The sequence below is a fragment of the Nocardia brasiliensis NBRC 14402 genome (assembly GCF_000308475.2).
GTDB lineage: Bacteria > Actinomycetota > Actinomycetes > Mycobacteriales > Mycobacteriaceae > Nocardia > Nocardia brasiliensis.
In genome coordinates this window covers 1-15,983 of record NZ_BAFT02000025.1, presented here as the reverse complement: position 1 = coordinate 15,983, position 15,983 = coordinate 1, and the positions used below count along the sequence as shown (strand labels likewise).

At 69.4% G+C, this 15,983-nt stretch carries 21 protein-coding genes; 10 read left to right on the top strand and 11 right to left on the bottom strand.

The window, feature by feature from the left end; genetic code table 11:
• Positions 1 to 345, top strand: a 345-nt coding sequence (locus tag TY25_RS06035) for a ClpB D2-like domain containing protein (RefSeq protein WP_500797167.1), incomplete at its 5' end; no start/stop codon positions are given.
• A 57-nt stretch (positions 346 to 402) separates the two neighbouring features.
• Here TY25_RS06035 and TY25_RS06030 read toward each other — a convergent pair.
• Positions 403 to 1,194: an LLM class flavin-dependent oxidoreductase gene (locus TY25_RS06030; RefSeq protein ID WP_042254773.1), complete on the bottom strand. Its 792-nt coding sequence runs from the start codon at positions 1,192 to 1,194 to the stop codon at positions 403 to 405.
• 251 nt (positions 1,195 to 1,445) lie between these two features.
• Here TY25_RS06030 and TY25_RS06025 point away from each other — a divergent pair, with 251 nt between their 5' ends.
• A complete protein-coding gene (locus TY25_RS06025; RefSeq protein ID WP_081868699.1) occupies positions 1,446 to 2,087 on the top strand; it encodes a vWA domain-containing protein in 642 nt (213 codons plus the stop codon).
• Positions 2,088 to 2,096: 9 nt separating this feature from the next.
• Here TY25_RS06025 and TY25_RS06020 read toward each other — a convergent pair whose 3' ends face one another.
• Both TY25_RS06020 and TY25_RS06015 read right to left on the bottom strand, forming a co-directional pair.
• Positions 2,097 to 2,759, bottom strand: coding sequence for a response regulator transcription factor (locus TY25_RS06020; RefSeq protein WP_014981297.1), 663 nt, complete (start codon positions 2,757 to 2,759; stop codon positions 2,097 to 2,099).
• A complete protein-coding gene (locus TY25_RS06015) occupies positions 2,756 to 4,210 on the bottom strand; it encodes a sensor histidine kinase (protein ID WP_042254766.1) in 1,455 nt (484 codons plus the stop codon). The genes TY25_RS06020 and TY25_RS06015 overlap by 4 nt, the downstream gene beginning before the upstream one ends.
• 162 nt (positions 4,211 to 4,372) lie before the next feature.
• Between TY25_RS06015 and TY25_RS06010 the strand changes: the two genes are divergently transcribed.
• Together TY25_RS06010 and TY25_RS06005 are read left to right on the top strand one after the other, a co-directional pair.
• The gene (locus tag TY25_RS06010; protein ID WP_042254770.1) at positions 4,373 to 5,266 is read left to right on the top strand and encodes an ABC transporter ATP-binding protein; all 894 of its coding nucleotides are present in this window, start codon (positions 4,373 to 4,375) and stop codon (positions 5,264 to 5,266) included.
• A complete protein-coding gene (locus tag TY25_RS06005) occupies positions 5,263 to 6,114 on the top strand; it encodes an ABC transporter permease (RefSeq protein ID WP_081868698.1) in 852 nt (283 codons plus the stop codon). Before TY25_RS06010 ends, TY25_RS06005 begins: the two co-directional genes overlap by 4 nt.
• Positions 6,115 to 6,195: 81 nt before the next feature.
• On the opposite strand, the gene TY25_RS06000 is transcribed toward TY25_RS06005, so the two are convergent.
• Positions 6,196 to 6,813, bottom strand: a complete 618-nt coding sequence (locus TY25_RS06000; protein WP_042254762.1) for a TetR/AcrR family transcriptional regulator — start codon at positions 6,811 to 6,813, stop codon at positions 6,196 to 6,198.
• A 134-nt stretch (positions 6,814 to 6,947) separates the two neighbouring features.
• On the opposite strand from TY25_RS06000, the gene TY25_RS05995 reads away from it, so the two are divergent.
• The 3 genes from TY25_RS05995 (at position 6,948) to TY25_RS05985 (ending at position 8,534) form a co-directional block, all read left to right on the top strand.
• Complete coding sequence (locus TY25_RS05995; protein ID WP_042254760.1) at positions 6,948 to 7,595, top strand: FMN-dependent NADH-azoreductase; 648 nt, start codon at positions 6,948 to 6,950, stop codon at positions 7,593 to 7,595.
• A gap of 1 nt (position 7,596) precedes the next feature.
• Positions 7,597 to 7,917 (top strand): DMT family transporter, encoded by a 321-nt coding sequence (locus TY25_RS05990; RefSeq protein ID WP_042254758.1) that lies wholly within the window; start codon positions 7,597 to 7,599, stop codon positions 7,915 to 7,917.
• Between the two features lie 176 nt (positions 7,918 to 8,093).
• Complete coding sequence (locus tag TY25_RS05985) at positions 8,094 to 8,534, top strand: OsmC family peroxiredoxin (RefSeq protein ID WP_014981304.1); 441 nt, start codon at positions 8,094 to 8,096, stop codon at positions 8,532 to 8,534.
• A 61-nt stretch (positions 8,535 to 8,595) separates the two neighbouring features.
• On the opposite strand, the gene TY25_RS05980 is transcribed toward TY25_RS05985, so the two are convergent.
• The 4 genes from TY25_RS05980 to mhuD form a co-directional block, all read right to left on the bottom strand.
• Positions 8,596 to 9,093, bottom strand: a complete 498-nt coding sequence (locus TY25_RS05980) for a hypothetical protein (protein WP_146154102.1) — start codon at positions 9,091 to 9,093, stop codon at positions 8,596 to 8,598.
• A 35-nt stretch (positions 9,094 to 9,128) separates the two neighbouring features.
• The gene (locus TY25_RS05975; protein ID WP_042254753.1) at positions 9,129 to 9,950 is read right to left on the bottom strand and encodes a CbtA family protein; all 822 of its coding nucleotides are present in this window, start codon (positions 9,948 to 9,950) and stop codon (positions 9,129 to 9,131) included.
• On the bottom strand, positions 9,941 to 10,135 hold the full coding sequence (locus TY25_RS05970; protein WP_042254749.1) for a CbtB domain-containing protein: 195 nt from the start codon (positions 10,133 to 10,135) through the stop codon (positions 9,941 to 9,943). Before TY25_RS05970 ends, TY25_RS05975 begins: the two co-directional genes overlap by 10 nt.
• A 275-nt stretch (positions 10,136 to 10,410) precedes the next feature.
• Positions 10,411 to 10,725 (bottom strand): mycobilin-forming heme oxygenase MhuD, encoded by a 315-nt coding sequence (gene mhuD / locus TY25_RS05965; protein WP_042254748.1) that lies wholly within the window; start codon positions 10,723 to 10,725, stop codon positions 10,411 to 10,413.
• 73 nt (positions 10,726 to 10,798) lie between these two features.
• On the opposite strand from mhuD, the gene TY25_RS05960 reads away from it, so the two are divergent.
• Positions 10,799 to 11,542 carry an alpha/beta fold hydrolase gene (locus TY25_RS05960; RefSeq protein WP_042254747.1) on the top strand — a complete coding sequence of 248 codons (744 nt, stop codon included), beginning with the start codon at positions 10,799 to 10,801 and terminating at the stop codon, positions 11,540 to 11,542.
• Between the two features lie 180 nt (positions 11,543 to 11,722).
• Here TY25_RS05960 and TY25_RS05955 read toward each other — a convergent pair whose 3' ends face one another.
• The gene (locus TY25_RS05955) at positions 11,723 to 12,613 is read right to left on the bottom strand and encodes an HhH-GPD family protein (protein ID WP_042254746.1); all 891 of its coding nucleotides are present in this window, start codon (positions 12,611 to 12,613) and stop codon (positions 11,723 to 11,725) included.
• Positions 12,614 to 12,703: 90 nt separating this feature from the next.
• Here TY25_RS05955 and TY25_RS05950 point away from each other — a divergent pair, with 90 nt between their 5' ends.
• Entirely contained in the window at positions 12,704 to 13,327 is a 624-nt protein-coding gene (locus tag TY25_RS05950; RefSeq protein WP_042254768.1) for a carbonic anhydrase, read from the top strand.
• A gap of 131 nt (positions 13,328 to 13,458) precedes the next feature.
• Complete coding sequence (locus TY25_RS05945) at positions 13,459 to 14,139, top strand: hypothetical protein (RefSeq protein ID WP_042254745.1); 681 nt, start codon at positions 13,459 to 13,461, stop codon at positions 14,137 to 14,139.
• On the opposite strand, the gene radA is transcribed toward TY25_RS05945, so the two are convergent.
• Together radA and TY25_RS43185 are read right to left on the bottom strand one after the other, a co-directional pair.
• Positions 14,136 to 15,548 carry a DNA repair protein RadA gene (gene radA, locus TY25_RS05940; RefSeq protein WP_042254744.1) on the bottom strand — a complete coding sequence of 471 codons (1,413 nt, stop codon included), beginning with the start codon at positions 15,546 to 15,548 and terminating at the stop codon, positions 14,136 to 14,138. The genes TY25_RS05945 and radA overlap by 4 nt on opposite strands.
• A gap of 141 nt (positions 15,549 to 15,689) precedes the next feature.
• Positions 15,690 to 15,983 (bottom strand): copper chaperone PCu(A)C domain-containing protein (locus TY25_RS43185; RefSeq protein ID WP_042254743.1); only part of this gene is annotated, 294 nt, incomplete at its 5' end.

Sequence of the window (15,983 nt, the reverse complement as noted above, 5' to 3'; positions counted from 1 at the left end):
AAGCAGCTGAAGAACAAGGACATGGAGATCGAGCTGGCTCCGCAGGGCAAGGCGCTGCTGGCCAAGCGCGGCTTCGACCCCGTGCTCGGTGCCCGCCCGCTGCGGCGCACCATCCAGCGCGAGATCGAGGATCAGCTCTCCGAGAAGATCCTCTTCGGCGAGATCGGCCCCGGCCAGACCATCGTCGTCGACGTCGAGGGCTGGGACGGCGAAGGCTCCGGCGAGGACGCCAAGTTCACCTTCACCGGTAAGGCGAAGCTGACCAAGGGCGACAAGACCGAGGACAAGCCCGAGGTCGTGCTGACCGGCGCGACCGAAGGTGCCGCGGAAGCCGTCGGCGAGTAAGAGCACCACGAAAGGCCCGCCTTCCCCTGGGAGGCGGGCCTTTTCGCATCTCCGTGCTCAGGGTGACCAGTGTGCGAGCACCGGCGCGAAGGCGTCCGCGATCTCGCCTGGGACGATCACTTCATCGATGCCGTACTTTTCGCGACGGGCTGACAGTGTCTCGATGGCGGCGGCCGGGTCGGCGTCGAGGACACCCGCCGCGCCCGCCGTGCGCAACGCGTCGGTAGTGCGGCCGAGGCGGGTGCTGGTCCAGTAGGGCAGCCGGTCGCCGATGCCGATGAGCTGATGGCTGAAGGCGATCGGGCGGTCGGTGTGGTCGCGGACGATACGGACCATGTCGGCGAGTTCCGGCTCGGTGACCCGCGGACCTGCCGCGAGCAGGATCCGATCGGCGAATTCGGCTGCGGCGGCCAGCATTTTGGGGCCACTGGCGGCTACGGTGACCGACGGTGCGGGATCGACCGCCGCGCGGACCGCGGCCACCGTGTCGGCCAATTGTGCGCGCCGGGCTGCCGCGGATCCCCAAGGCAGGCCGAGCTGTTCGGCTTCGGCGCTCGCGCCGGGCCGTCCGGAACCGATGCCGAGTTCGAAGCGGCCCTCCGAAAGCAGTTGCAGCGCTGCGGTTTCCCGGGCGGTAGCGGCGGCGTTGCGCAGTGGTCCGGCGAGCACGTTCGGGCGCAGACGGATGGTGCTGGTGACGGCGGCCGCCGCGGCCAAGGCCGGGAACGGCGACGGGGTGTCGAGCGTGTCGGGCAGCAGGATCGTCGCGTAGCCCTGCCGTTCGGCGGCTTGCACGGACCGGACCCATTCGGTGCCGGAGCGCGGGATGAGGACGATGGCGAATTTCATGCTCAAAGCCTGCGCCGGAGACCAGACCGTGACATCGGCCGCGCGTCGCCGGTCGATATACGTCTGCGCGCGTACGTGATCGCGGCCGGCGAAGGTAGTGCTCCGAATTTGCCGCGGTGTCAGGCGGGTCACGGCGCAAAGGATGCTCGATGATTGCCGTTCGCGGACACCACCGCGTTTCGACTCGCGCGGTGTACGAGCGGATCGGCGTACGTTGGATGGGGTTCGAGACACCGACCGCGGGGGTGCGTATGACAAATCCAGATCTGACCTTGATCGCCGTCTTGCTGGACCGCTCCGGCTCGATGCAGTCGATCAAGACCGACACCGAGGGCGGTTTCGCCGCGTTCCTCGAGCAGCAGCGCGAAGTGCCGAAGACGATCGAGGTGACCCTCGCGCAGTTCGACACCGAATACGAATGTCTCTACGCGAACAAGCCGCTCGCCGAGGTCCCGCCGCTGCAGTTGCAACCGCGCGGGATGACCGCGCTCTACGACGCGGTCGGCAAGCTCGTCACCGATATCGGCAGCGAGTTGTCGAAGCGTCCGGAAGAGCAACGGCCCGGCACGGTCATCGTGGTGGTGCTCACCGACGGTCACGAGAATTCCAGCCGGGAATGGTCGCACGCGGCGGTGAAATCGCTGATCGTGCAGCAGCGCGAGGTGTACAGCTGGGAGTTCCTGTTCCTCGGCGCCAATATGGACGCGGTCGAGATCGGCACCGGCATGGGCTTCGATCCCGGCTCCTCGATCACCTACGCCGCGGCGCCGCAGGGTGTTTCGGCCGTGTTCCGTTCCGCGTCCCGCTACTCCGCGCGGTTGCAGAGCGCGCCGGGCGCGCCGGGGCGCGGCTTCACCGACGCCGAACGGCAGGAGGCGAACCCGGGCAGCTGAGCGGTCCGCCTACTGCCAGCCCGGACGGACCAGGCCGGACTCGTAGGCCATGACCACCAGTTGGGTGCGGTCGCGGGCGCCGAGCTTCATCAGGATCCGGCTGACGTGCGTGCGCGCGGTGGCCGGGCTCATGAACAGCCGCGCACCGATCTCGGCGTTGGTGAGACCCTCCGCGACCAGCACCATCACCTCGCGCTCGCGCTCGGTGAGTTCGGAAAGTGTGGCGGGCGGCGGGGTTTTCGCGTGCGCGGAGAATTCGGCGATCAACCGCCGGGTGACGCCGGGGGAGAGCAGCGCGTCCCCGGCCGCCACCACCCGCACCGCCCGGACCAGGTCGGCCGGCTCGGTGTGTTTCACCAGGAAGCCGGTCGCGCCGGCGCGCATCGCCTCGAAGACGTACTCGTCCAGCTCGAAGGTGGTCAGCACCACCACCCGCACCGCGGCGAGCTGGGGATCCTCGGCGATCATGCGGGTAGCGGCCAGCCCGTCCAGAATCGGCATCCGGATATCCATCAGCACCACGTCGGGCGTCAGACTGCGAGTCATCCGCACAGCCTGTTCCCCGTTGTCCGCCTCCCCCACCACCTCGATCCCGTCCTGCGCGGCGAGCAACGCCACGAACCCACCCCGCACCAGCGCCTGATCATCCGCCACCAAAACCCGAATGCTCATGGGCGTACCTCGTCTGCGCTCGGTTGACCGGCGGTGCGGTCGCCGGGGCGGATCGGGCGGACGTTGTCGGGGCGGGTGGTGTCTTCCGGGCGGGGGGTGGGCGGCTTGCGCTCGCTCGGTTCCATCGGTTGCAAAGGCAGGCGGGCTGCGACGCGGAAGCCGCCGCTCGGGCGGGGGCCCGCGGTGAGCGCGCCGCCGAGCGCGTGGGTGCGCTCACGCATGCCGAGGATGCCGTTGCCGCCGCCGGGGCCCGATTTCGGCGTGGCTGCGGCGGGCCGGGAATTGTCGACGGTGATGTCGACCGATTGCGCCGCGTAGCGCACGGTCACCGAGGCCTGCGCGCCCGGCGCGTGGCGCACCACGTTCGTCAGCGACTCCTGGATGATCCGCGCGCCCGCCACATCGATCACGCTGGGCAATTGCTGCGCGGTTCCGATGATCTTGGTGTCCACCGCGAGTCCCGCCGCGCGCGCCCGTTGCAGCAGCGCGTCCAGGTCGCCGATGCTCGGCGCCGGGGCACGAGGAGCGGCGGGTCGCGGCGCGTCCGCCGCCGATTCCCTGCCGGCACCGCCGGTTTCGTGTTCGTCGGCCGGAACACGTCCGGCGCCACCGGAATTGCGGGCGGTCCAGCCGCGGCCCGGCCGCCGCCGGGCCGCTGCGGGCGGCTCTTCGGTGAATTCGGCTGCCTCGGTGTCGGATTCGCCCGCGACCGGACCGCCGGAACGGATCGAGTGCAGCAGCGTGTGCACTTCGGCCAGTGCGTCCCTGCTCGCCGTCTTGATCGCGTCGAGTGCCGTGGCGGCCTGTTCCGGCTTCCGGTCGAACAGCTCCAGCGCGACCGACGATTGCACATTGATCAGCGAAAGACTGTGCGCCAGTACGTCGTGCAGCTCACGGGCGATCGCGAGCCGCTCCTCGCTGGCCCGCCGCTCCCGTTGCGCCTCCTCGTCGCGCCGGGCGGCCTCGGCGCGTTGTCTGCGCGCGACCAGGACGGCATTGCGCTGCCGAATTCCCTCGACCGCGCACAGCAGCACGACCAGCCACGCCATCAGCGCGAAGATCTGCCAGACGTTGGCGCCGCGCCCGAACAGTTCGGGCACCGGCCAGACCAGCACCAGATAGCCGAGCGGCACCAAGGGGTAGGTCCACCAGCGTGATCCGGTGCTTCCGGCGGTGAGGAACGCGATGATCAGTGATAGGAAGATCGGCCCGTAGCCGTACCCGAGCGACAGGTAGGCGATGCACGCGCCGAGCGCGATCAGCAGCACCGGCACCGGGTGGGCGCGTCGCCAGATCAGCGCGACGGGTCCGGCAAGTAGTAGCGCGTAACCGATTACCCCGAGCGAATTCTCGCCGATTCTCATGTTCGCGAACGTGCCGCCGACGATCTGGAGCGCGGCGACGACGAGCGCCACACCCCAATCCCAGCCCAGTGAGCCTCGACTCGTCATGCTTGTCCTCACCCGCAGCAGCCTATTCGGCCCGTCGGCCGAACGGCGTCCGCCTCGCTACGTATTGCTCAGGTAAGGCAGCAGCGTAGTGCGGCTTACGTACCCGCAACGTCGCCGCGGGACGGATGTGGCGGGCCGGGGGTACCGCGAATGCTCAGTGGCATGAAAGATTCGATCGTGGTCACCGACGGGCTGACCAAACGCTACGGCGAACATATCGCCGTCGACGACGTGCGCATGCGCGTGGCGGCCGGCGAGATCTATGGGTTCCTCGGGCCGAACGGCGCGGGCAAGACGACCACGCTGCGCATGCTGGTCGGGCTGATCCGGCCGAGCGCGGGCACCGCGACCGTGGCCGGGCACGCACCCGGTGCGCCGGCGGTGGTGCGCCGGATCGGTGTGCTCATCGAGGGGCCCGGCTTCTACCCGTACCTCTCCGGTCGGGACAACCTGCGGGTGCTGGCGAAATACCGCGGTCTGGGCCGCGACGACCTCGAGGACGCGCTGCACCGGGTCGGACTGGCCGATCGCGCGGACGACAAATTCCGCACGTACTCGCTCGGCATGAAGCAGCGGCTCGGCGTCGGCGCCGCCCTGCTCGGCCGGCCGGATCTGCTGATCCTGGACGAGCCGACGAACGGCCTCGACCCGCAGGGCATGGCCGAGATGCGTGAACTGATCACCGCACTGGCCGGCGACGGCCACACCGTGCTGCTGTCGAGTCACATGCTCAGCGAGGTGCAGGAGATCTGCGATCGGGTCGGGGTGATCTCGCACGGCAAGCTGCTCGCCGAATCCACCGTCGCCGAATTACGCGGTGCCTCATCGCTTCTGCTGCGTGCCGAGCCGATGGAGGTCGCGTTCCCGGCCGTGCGCGGCGTGGTGGGCGAGCGGGCCGCGATCCTCACCGCGAGCGGCATCCGGATCGAGGGTGTCGACGGCACCGCGCCCGCGGTGGCGCGTGCGGTGATCGACGCGGGCGCCGACCTGCTGGAACTGCGCCGTGACGAAAAGTCCCTAGAGGAAGTGTTTTTCGAGATGACGAGCGGACAATGACGATGAAAGACTTGATTTCGAGCACGCGGGCCGAAGCGCTGCGGCTGCGGAAGTGGCCCGCGTTCTGGATCATCCTAGGCACCTGGATTCTGCTGAATCTGACGTTCTCGTACCTGTTCAACTACCTGGCCTATACCTCGGGCGAGTCCGGCCGGATGTCGAACGGACTACCGAGAGACGTACTGCTGCAACAGATGCTGCCCGCCGCGGTGCCCGGCGTCTTCACCCAGGGCATGGCGATGTTCGGTGGTGCGCTGATGCTGGTGCTCGGCGCGCTGGCCACCGGTAGCGGATTTGGCTGGGGGACTTGGAAAACCGTCTTCACGCAGGGCCCGTCCCGGATCAACGTGGTGGGCGGCGTGCTGGTGAGCCTGCTGGTGGTGGTGCTCGCGCTGGTGCTTACCGCGTTCGCGGTGGACATCGGGGTGGCATCACTGATCGGTGCGACCCAGGGGCAGTCGCTCGCGCTGCCTTCGCTGCGGCAGTCGGCGCTCGGTGTGCTCACCGGTGTCGTGATTCTCGGGATGTGGACGCTGGCGGGCGCGTTGATCGGGGCCCTCGCGCGCGGCCCGGCGCTCGCGGTCGGTCTCGGGCTGGTGTGGGTACTGGTGGTGGAGAACCTGCTTCGCGGGGTGGCAGGCATCTTCGCACCGATCGCGGTGCTCACCGATCACCTGCCCGGGACCGCCGCCGGCTCGCTGGCCGGCGCGATGCGGACGGTCGGAGCCGGGACGCCCGGCGTGCTCGACATCCTGTCCCGCACCGAAGCGCTGCTCGTGCTGGCGATCTATATCGCGCTGTTCGTGGCGGGAACGGTGTATTCGATGCGCAGGCGCGACCTGGTGTGACCGTTCGAACCGAAAGTCGTTGGCGGACTGCCCGCCAACGGCTTTCGTCGTTGTGGCGCTACGTCGTTGTGGCGGTACGGCTCAGTCGTCCGCGGTGCGCAGTACGGCGTGCGCGAGCCGGGACAGTGCTTGCGCGATCCGCGCGGAGCTGAGGCCACGACCACGCTGCTGCTGGAACACCTCGGCCGACAGCGGCGCCAGCAGCAGATCGATCAGTGCGTCGGGCTCGCGAATCCCGGCCTCCCGCAACAGGGCTCGCACATGTGCGGACCAGAATCCGTACGCCCCGGTCGCGAAGCGTGCCCCACCGGTCTCCGCGCCGAGCACGAGATCCGCGTGCGCGTCCAGCAGATCGACCATTGCGGCGTAGAACGCGGCCAGCCGTTCGGCAGGCGGCGCACCCGGCCCCAGTGGCGGCGCACCCCCGATCAGCTGCTCCTGCAACGCTCTTTCGTGCTCGTCGAGCAAGGCGACCGCGATCGAGTTCCGGTCGGGGTAGCGCCGATACAGCGTGCCGCGGCCGACACCGGCCGCCTTCGCGATGTCGTCCATGGTCACCGTGCGCGGGTCGCGGGTGGCGAACAGCTCCGCCGCCGCGGCGAGCACCTTGGCCCGATTGCGGGCGGCGTCCGCGCGCTCGGGTGGCGCGGCGGCGGTGGCGGCCACTTGCCCGCTGAGCAGGTCCGGATGGCTGGTCATGCTGCCGACTGTACTTGATTTCGGAAAAAGTGGACAACATGTCCAGTTGTCGTTACAGTCGATCTCGCCAACAAGTGGACATGTCGTCCACTTAAGTTTCGACAGGTGTCGAGAGCACAGAGTGAGGTTGGGAAATGAGCAGCTTGTTGCACCTGGACGCGAGCGCACGCACCCGTTCGATCAGCCGGGAGGTCAGCGCCGCGTTCGCCGCCGCATGGCAGGCGCAGCACCCGCACGGCGAGTACCGCTACCGGGACCTGGCGGCCGAGCCGGTCCCGTTCATCGACGAGGCGTGGACCGAGCTGTGCGATCTGGTGCTGGGGCAGGAAAGCACCGATCTCGCTGCCCTGGGCGATCTGGTGCGCTCGCCCGCGCAGGCCGCCGCATGGGAGATCGTGCGGCCGCTGCTGGCCGAGGTGCTCGCCGCGGACGTGATCCTGATCGGCACCCCGATGTACAACTACTCGATTCCCGCTTCGCTCAAGGCCTGGCTGGACCAGGTGACCTTCCCGCGAATGTCGTTGGGCCACCGCCGTTTCGTGGTGACCACCGCGCGCGGCGGCAGCTACGTGCCGGGCGCGCCCAAAGCCGCCTACGACTATCAGGAGCGCTTCCTGCGCGACTTCTTCGCGGGCCATTTCGCCGTGCACGACACGGTTTTCGTCAACGCCGAACTGGCCAACGCGCGCCAGGATCCGGCGCTGGCCCACCTGCGCGACAAGCACGAGGAGTCCTACGCCAGGGCGCTCGAGGCGGCGCGTGATCTGGCAAAGGAGTACTGAGATGAACTGGGTCGTCCTCGGTCTCGCCGGACTGATCGAGATCGTCTGGTCGCAGAGCATCAAACCGACGGAGAACTTCACCCGCCTGGTGCCGACCGTGCTCTGCTTCGTGCTCGGCGCGACCGCCGTCTACCTGCTCTCGCGCGCCATGCAGACGCTGCCGGTCGGCACCGCGTACGCCGTGTTCACCGGCATCGGCGCGGTCGGTGCCATCGGGCTGGGCGTCGTGGTGCACAAGGACCCGTTCAGCGCGGGCCGCGCGCTGGCGCTGTCGATGATCATCGGCGGGATCGTCCTGGCCCGGATAACCAACCCGGAGTGAGGTCAATGCGGCGGTGCCGCAACCGATTTGGCGCGGCCTCGGCATATTCGGCGGGACACCGCTGTGCCCCGGCCCTGCGTCGGTGGCAGTCGAGCCGGACCTGAAGACGTGGCGGGGCGAACTGGCTAGGCTCGGTGCCGCATCGGAATCGATCAGAATTCACCGAAAGGACCGTGATGCCTACACGTAGCGCGCGTACTGCCTGGACCGGCTCTCTGCAGGAAGGCTCGGGCCAGGTCGAGCTGACCAGCTCGGGCGTCGGCAAGTACGACGTGTCGTTCCCGAAGCGTTCCGCCGAGGAGGCCGACGGCACCACCAGCCCGGAGGAGCTCATCGCGGCGGCGCACTCGTCCTGCTACGCGATGGCGCTGTCGGCCCAGATCGGCAATGCGGGCGGCACCCCCGAGAGCCTGGACGTCTCCGCCGACGTCACCCTCGGCCCCGACCCGGCCGGCGGCTTCCGGATCAGCGGCATCAAGCTGACCGTCCGCGGCAAGGTCTCCGGCATCGATGCCGACGCGTTCGCCGCCGCGGCCGAGGCCGCCAAGGCGGGCTGCCCGGTGAGCAAGGCGCTGGCGGGCGTCGACCACATCACCCTCGACGCCGCCCTGGCCTGAGACCGCGCGACTGCCCCGGTTCGGTTCAGCCGAACCGGGGCAGTCGTGTGCTGTCCCGAGGTTATGCGCCGGAGCGAGCGAAGTAGCGACGGGCGGCCGGGTGATACATCGCTGGAATGGCGACCAGGACCGCCAGTACGTGGATCGCGCGGAGTAGTCCGATCACCACCGACTCGGCGCCGAGGTGGTCGAAGAGATCGCCGAACCGGTCCGCCGACAGCAGTGCCGCGAGCGGTTCGATGATCAGCGAGGCCAAGCCGACCACGCCGATGCCGAAGGTCAGTACCAGCCGGGCCCAGCGGACACCGGCCGACATCCGGATGGCGACCAGGAGCACGACGAAATAGATCGCCAGGCGCACCGCCAGCCCGGACGTGACGCCCGCGACATCGGCCTCGTTCCGCTCCAAAATCAGTGCGGCGCGCAGGATTCCCTCACCGACCCCGGCGAGTAGGGCGGTGGCGAGGCCGACGAAGGCGACGCGCACGGGGCGCGGCGGTGCGGCGGGAGCATCCGAACGCAGGTGTGCTGGCCAAACGGAAAAGGCAGTGCCGGTCATGACACCGACACTGCCCTGCGTTTTCCCGCCGCGGATCAGCCCGCGGTAGCGACCGGCTCTCGTACCGGAGTATCAGTGCGCGAGGCGAATTCGGTGAGCGCGGCGAAGCCGAGGGCCAGGCAGGCCCACAGCGTGGCCGTCTCGGCGAGCGAGGCCACCCGGAATTGCCACAGCAGACTGGCCGGGAAGTCCGCCTTCACCTCGTCGATACCGGGCAACAGGATGTAGCCCAGCGCGGTGATCAGCACGAAGACGGCGAGCCCGCCGATCAGCCGCAGCGTACTTGGTTGCGCCCGCAGCAGTTTGAAGGCGTAGACGGCCGCGCCGACGGCGGCGAAGCCGAGCGCCACGGCGGCCACCCACAGCAGGGTGCGTTCGTTGATCGTGTCCGGATCACCGACCGCGGGCGGATTCGCCGGATATTTGAAGAACGGCACCGCGACGATCGCGGCCCAGCCGCCGAGTCCGAGGCCGAGTGCGAGCGCCGGCCCGCCGAGGGTGGTGTGGCGCCGCGCGAAGTGCGCGACCGAGGCGAAGATCGCGCCGAGCGCGAGCCCGGCCAGGCCGAGCGCCAGGAACTGGCCCGCCTTCTGCCCGGTGCGGCTGACCAGTGGTGCTTCCTCGTCACCGTGCGAATGTCCGCCGGTGGCTTCCGGTTCGGCGCCGTGCGCGTGTTCGGCGGGCGGTGCGGCAGCGGCCTCCTCGATGGCGATGGCCGCCTCGACTTTCGGTTCACCGACGAAGTAACCCACCGTCGCGGCGAGCAGACCGGCGATGAGACCGGCCAGCAGGCCACGCAGTAGCAGGGTTTTCAGGGAACCGGTGAGCGGAGGCGCAGCGGGGGAGCTCAGTGGCACGGAAGCCCCAGCAGGTGGCGTCCATCGTGCATCAACTCGTGCAGATACATCCCGCTGCGCGAGATGACACCCTGATCGAAACCGACCAGGTAGAGCGTGAGCAGTGCGAGAAGAACGACACCGACTGTGACGAGCACAGTGGCCAGTGAATCGTTTGCCCGGCTCGGCGAATGCGCGATAGCCATGCGAGTCCTCCTTGGGGATGCGCCGGATCGGACAGTGCCCGCCTGCGCTTTTCCGCGTCCCGTCGAGTGGTCGGCGCGAAGGTGCCGGTGTCTGGCTTTCCGGCACCCGATGACCCGGTGCATGGAACACAGTGGCGCGACCGCTCCGGAATCACACCGGAATTACCGCATCACCCTCGCGTTTTGTCATTCGAACTGTGACACCTGGGGGCGGCCGCCGTCAACACGACCAGCGACGACCGCGCCCCGGCCTCGGGCGAGTCGCTGGGCCCCGCTCAGATGGCAGGTTTGCCCGCGACGTCGAGCACGACCTCGAATTCCAGCAGCGACGCACCGGTCGAGACCGGCTTTTGGCGCTCGCCGGCGTGCGCCTCGCGGGCGGGCCCGTCCCGCCATGCTGCGAAGGACTCCTCCGAATCCCACTGGGTGACAACGAAGTACCGGTTCTCCCCGGCCACCGGCCGCAGCAGTTGGAAACCGAGGAAGCCCGGCGAGCCCTCGACCGCGTGCGCGCGGTGGGCGAACCGCTTCTCCAACTCGGGGCCCGCGCCCTCGGGAATCTCGATCGCGTTGATCTTCACAACAGCCATGGCCTCGACAATACGACCCGCGCGGGCGGAGCGGGGATGAGCCTGCTCGGGGCCGCACGGCACAATCTGGAGCGTGTTGCACGACGAAGGTGGCGCGGGTGTCCCGATTCTGCTGTTGCACGGGCTGATGGGCAGTGCCCGGACCTGGCGCGACCAACTGGGCTGGCTGCGCGGCCACGGCCACGTGTTCACCTTCGACGCCGCGGGCCACGGCAGGCCGGCCCCGGCCGAGCTGACCACCGAGGCGTTCGTCGCCGATCTGGCCGCCGCGAGCGCGGGTATCACCGAACCGATGGTGGTCATCGGGCATTCGATGGGCGCGCTGCACGGGTGGGTGTTCGCCGCGACCCATCCGGAACGGGTGCGCGCGCTGGTGGTGGAGGACATCGCACCGGATTTCACCGGCCGGACCGCGGCGGGCTGGGCCGCCATGATCGAGGCCTGGCCGCAGCCGTTCCCGGACGAGGACGCCGTGCTCGCGTTCTTCGGGCCGGTGGCCGGGCGGTACTTCCTGAACTCCTTCGAACACGGGCCGGACGGCTACCGGTTACACGGTTCGGTCGAGACGTTCCGCGATATTTCGGAGGAATGGGGGACGCGCGACTTCTGGTCACAGTGGCAGGCTCTGCGCGTGCCCGCACTGCTGCTCGAGGGAGAGCACACCATCACCCCGCCCGGTCAGATGGCGCGGATGGCCGCGACACATCCCGACGCACGGCACGTGATCGTCTCGGGCGCAGCCCATCTCGTGCACGACGACCAGCCCGCCGCCTACCGCGCCGAGGTCGAGCGCTTCTTGCGTCGCGTGCTCGGCTAGTCGCACGTGTGCCGCGTTCCCGCACCGGCTCTCGTTGCCGCAGGGGAATGCCTCGCCCCAGCGGAGTGCGGCTCAGGAAGTCGCCCGCCGCCGGAGGGAGTGCGTCGGCTCGGCGGGGGTGCAGTTCAGGAAGCCCTACCCGCCGCCGGACGTAGTGCCTCCGGGCCGGCGTTGCGCGGCTCAGGCGCCGCCCTCGCCCGCCAGGGCGAACAGCCCGTCGGCGGTCTGTTCGACGAGACCGTCGACGAGCAAGGAGTCCAGGGCGCGGGCGCGCTGGCCCGGATCGCGCGGCCAGGCCAGATCGAGCCGGACCTGTTCCACCGGCCCGGTGGAGTCGCGCAGGACATCGAGCAGGCGACCGCGGGCCTGGCGGTCGGTGCCCTCGTATTTCTGGGTGCGCCGGACCACTTCGGAGACCGGGCGGCCTGCGCTTACCCAGGCGCAAGCAGGCAGCGGGCAGCGGGCGCAGTCCGGGGTACGGGCGGTGCACACCACGGCCCCGAGCTCCATCAGCGCCGCAGAGAACACGGCCGCCCGGTCGATCTGCCGCGGCAGCAGGGCCTCGGTCTCGGGCAGATCACGCGAGGACGGGTTGCCGGCCTCGGCGCGACCGTGCACGGCCCGGGCGACCACCCGCCGGACATTGGTGTCCACCACCGGAACCCGCTGCCCGTAGGCGAAGCACGCGACCGCCCGGGCGGTGTAGGCGCCGATGCCGGGCAGCCCCAGCAGCACTTCGACATCGGCGGGCACCACGTCGCCGTGTTCGGCGGCGAGCACCCGCGCGCATTCGTGTAACCGCAGCGCGCGCCGGGGATAGCCGAGCTTGCCCCACGCGCGCAACACCTCGGCCTGCGAGGAGGCCGCCATCGCAGACGGGACCGGCCAGCGGGCCACCCACTCCCGCCAGATCGGCTCGACCCGGACCACGGGGGTCTGCTGCAGCATGATCTCGCTCATCAGGATCTGCCAGGCGGTGACGCCCGGCCGGCGCCACGGCAGATCTCGCGCGGTTTCCTGGTACCAGTCCAGCAACACGTCCGCATCGATACTGTTCGGGGCTTTCCTCACGATTCCTGTCTCACTGTCGCCGGTCGGTGTTAGCCGACCTGTAACCAATCGAACTCGCTGGTAACACAAGCGTTGTGCACAATGGTCGGTATGCCTGATTCAAATCCGATCAGTGCCTGGAAGTCTTTGCGCGAAGGCAACGATCGCTTCGTCACCGGCACGCTGCTGCATCCTAGTCAGGGGGCGGCCGACCGAGCCAAGCTCGTCAGCGGCCAGCACCCGTCCGCGATCCTGTTCGGCTGCGGTGACTCCCGGGTCGCCGCCGAGCTGATCTTCGACCAGGGACTCGGCGACATGTTCGTGGTGCGCACCGCGGGCCATGTGGTCGACAGTTCCGTGCTGGGCTCGATCGAGTACGGCGTCCAGGTCCTGGACGTGCCGCTGATCGTGGTCCTCGGGCACGACAGCTGCGGCGCGGTGAAGGCGACCATCGACGCACTGGACGGCGGCGAGGTGCCCGGGGGGTTCATCCGCAGCGTCGTCGAGCGGGTCACGCCGTCGATTCTGGTCGGCCGGCGCGAGGGCCTGTCCACCGTCGACGAGATGGAGGCCAGGCACGTGGTGGAAACCAGCAAGCTGCTCATGCAGCGGTCGATGATCATCTCCCAGCGCATCGCGACCGGCGAACTCGCGATCGCCTGTGTCACATACAAACTCGCCGAGGGCAAGGTGAAACTGCACCGCGTCGTCGGCAACATCGGCGAACTCGCTTAGCTCCCAGCCGCCGTCCCGACCCACGTCGCCGCAGCGTGCGGCCCGGAATTCACCCGGCACTCCGGCCGGGTCCGGGCCGACACGCCGCGGCCCTGAGTCGTTGCACCCGACCGTGCCCTTACCGTTGAGGCGTGCTGGAACCGAATGGACCGCTGCCACCGGAGATCTATTGGCGTCGTCGCGCATTGGCGATCGGCGCCTTGGTCGTGGCGTTGGCGCTGGTGATCTGGCTGGTGCTCACGGTATCGCGCGGCGGCGACTCGCCCGGTGACTCGAAGCCCGTCGCGGCCGGCTCGTCCACCTCGGTGCCGAGCAAAACCGCCGACCCCTCGACGCCGAAACCGTCCGGCAGCGCCGAATCCAGCGCGCCGCCCGCGACCAGCGCGGCGCCCGCGTCGAACGAACCCGCCGCGGGCCAGTGCCCCGACCAGTCGCTGGCGATCAAGATCAGTGTGGACCAGCCGACGTATCGGGTCGGCGAGCAGCCGAACTTCCGCATGGTCATCACCAACATCTCCAGCACGCAGTGCCAGCGCGATATGAACTCGGCGCAGATCCAGGCGTCGGTGCTGTCCCTGGACGGCCAGCGCCGGTTCTGGACCAGTTCGGACTGTTCCCCGGTCGACGAGTCGAACGCGCGCAACCTCAAGCCCGGTGAGCAGGCGCTGTTCACCGTGCGCTGGTCCGGCACGACCTCGCAGCAGGGTTGCGTGGGCGAGCGGGTGCCGGTTCCGGCGGGCGCCTACCAGGTGGTCGCCCAGTTCGGGTCGCTGCACAGCGCGCCCGAGCCGTTCAACCTGACGCCCGCTTAGAAGTCGGGGGCGGTCTCCTTTGCCTCCGGCTTCTCCCGCTTCTTGCGGGTGCCGGTGATCCGGATGGCCGCGCGAACGTCGGCGACCTCGTGGATCTTCATGCCGCCCCGTTTCAACGGTGCGTAGCCGGGCGGTACCAGGGCGGTGGTGAAACCGAGGCGCTCCGCCTCGGCCAGCCTGCGTTCCAGCCCGGTCACCTTGCGCACCTCACCGGCCAGGCCGACCTCACCGAGGATCACCCAGCCCGCCGGGATCGCCACCTCGGAATTGGCGCTCGCGATGGCCAGCGTGATGGCCAGATCGGCGGCGGGCTCGAGCAGCCGCATGCCGCCGACGGTGGCCGCGTAGACGTCGGACTTGCCGATGAACACCTTGCCGCGGCTCTGCAGCACGGCGAGCACCATGGCGACCCGGTTGTAGTCGAGGCCGCTCACCGCGCGCCGCGGATTCGGGATCTCGGTCTCCACGGTGAGGCCCTGCACCTCCGCGACCAAGGGCCGTTTACCGTCCATCGCCACCGTCACCGCGGTGCCCGGCACCGAATCGGTGCGGTGGTGCAGGAACAGGCCGGAGGGATCGTCGACACAGGCGATGCCGTCCTCGTGCAGTTCGAAACAGCCCACCTCGTCGGCGCTGCCGAAGCGGTTCTTGATGCCGCGCACCATGCGCAGCGTCGAGTTCTTGTCGCCCTCGAACTGCAACACCACGTCGACCAGGTGTTCCAGTGTGCGCGGGCCCGCGACATTGCCGTCCTTGGTGACGTGCCCGACCAGCAGCACGGTGATCCCGCTGGCCTTGGCCAGCGAGGTCAGCGCCGCGGTCACCGCGCGGACCTGGGTGACGCCGCCGATCACGCCGTCCACCTCCGGCGCGAGCATGGTCTGCACCGAGTCCACCACGAGCAGTGTGGGGCGCACCTGTTCCACGTGGCCGAGCAGCACGGAGAGATCGGATTCCGCTGCGAGATACACCCTTTCGTGCACCGCGCCGGTGCGGTCGGCGCGCAGGCGGACCTGGCCCGCCGACTCCTCCGCGGTGACGTACAGCGAGCGCGCGTCGTGTTGGCGGGCCCAGCGGTGCGCGACCTCGAGCAGCAGCGTCGATTTGCCGACCCCCGGTTCGCCGGACAGCAGCACCACCGAGCCCGGCACCACGCCGCCGCCGAGCACCCGGTCGAGTTCGCTCACGCCGGTCGGACGGGCCTTGGTGATCTGCGAGTCGATGCTGGAGATGGGGGCGGCGGCGGTACTCGGCAGCATCGCGCGCCGGGCGGGCGCGCCCGCGCCGGTCGCCGCGACGGCCACCTCGTCGATCGTGCCCCAGGCGCCACAGTCGGGGCATTTGCCCACCCACTTGGCGACCTCGTGCGTGCAGGCGGAGCACCGGAAGATCGACTTGGTCTTGGCCACACGCGCACCTTACGGATCGCCTCCGACAACGGCGGCAGCCGCCGCCGGGGGCGCCGTGCCGTGGCCTGCCCCGCGGAATGCGAACGGCTGTCGCACCGTTGGGTGCGACAGCCGTTTCGTCAGGGGGTCTGGACGACTTTTTTAGTGCCCGCCGCCCTTGTGCTCGGCCTCGGCCGGGCCGGACTTGTCCGATTCGTGCCGCTCGGTCACGACGCCCGCGTCGACCGGCACCTGCACCTGCACGGTCCCGTTCTGCTTGAAGTTGAACGTGACGGTGTAGGTGAGACCCGGGCCGATGTCCTTGCTCAGGTTGGTGATCTCGATCAGGATCGGCTTGGCCGCCGGATCATCGGAGACGGCGGGCTCGGTCGCGTGCTCGCCGGTGCCGTGCGCGTCCGCGGGCGCGGGGTGCTGCTCGGCACGGCCGAGGTGGTC

Excerpts from the sequence above, each read along its gene's own strand:
- TY25_RS06030 (WP_042254773.1), bottom strand. The coding sequence starts at position 1,194 with ATGAAATTCGCCATCGTCCTCATCCCGCGCTCCGGCACCGAATGGGTC.
- TY25_RS06025 (WP_081868699.1), top strand. The coding sequence starts at position 1,446 with ATGACAAATCCAGATCTGACCTTGATCGCCGTCTTGCTGGACCGCTCC.
- TY25_RS06020 (WP_014981297.1), bottom strand. The coding sequence starts at position 2,759 with ATGAGCATTCGGGTTTTGGTGGCGGATGATCAGGCGCTGGTGCGGGGT.
- TY25_RS06015 (WP_042254766.1), bottom strand. The coding sequence starts at position 4,210 with ATGACGAGTCGAGGCTCACTGGGCTGGGATTGGGGTGTGGCGCTCGTC.
- TY25_RS06010 (WP_042254770.1), top strand. The coding sequence starts at position 4,373 with ATGAAAGATTCGATCGTGGTCACCGACGGGCTGACCAAACGCTACGGC.
- TY25_RS06005 (WP_081868698.1), top strand. The coding sequence starts at position 5,263 with ATGACGATGAAAGACTTGATTTCGAGCACGCGGGCCGAAGCGCTGCGG.
- TY25_RS06000 (WP_042254762.1), bottom strand. The coding sequence starts at position 6,813 with ATGACCAGCCATCCGGACCTGCTCAGCGGGCAAGTGGCCGCCACCGCC.
- TY25_RS05995 (WP_042254760.1), top strand. The coding sequence starts at position 6,948 with ATGAGCAGCTTGTTGCACCTGGACGCGAGCGCACGCACCCGTTCGATC.
- TY25_RS05990 (WP_042254758.1), top strand. The coding sequence starts at position 7,597 with ATGAACTGGGTCGTCCTCGGTCTCGCCGGACTGATCGAGATCGTCTGG.
- TY25_RS05985 (WP_014981304.1), top strand. The coding sequence starts at position 8,094 with ATGCCTACACGTAGCGCGCGTACTGCCTGGACCGGCTCTCTGCAGGAA.
- TY25_RS05980 (WP_146154102.1), bottom strand. The coding sequence starts at position 9,093 with ATGACCGGCACTGCCTTTTCCGTTTGGCCAGCACACCTGCGTTCGGAT.
- TY25_RS05970 (WP_042254749.1), bottom strand. The coding sequence starts at position 10,135 with ATGGCTATCGCGCATTCGCCGAGCCGGGCAAACGATTCACTGGCCACT.
- mhuD (WP_042254748.1), bottom strand. The coding sequence starts at position 10,725 with ATGGCTGTTGTGAAGATCAACGCGATCGAGATTCCCGAGGGCGCGGGC.
- TY25_RS05950 (WP_042254768.1), top strand. The coding sequence starts at position 12,704 with ATGCCTGATTCAAATCCGATCAGTGCCTGGAAGTCTTTGCGCGAAGGC.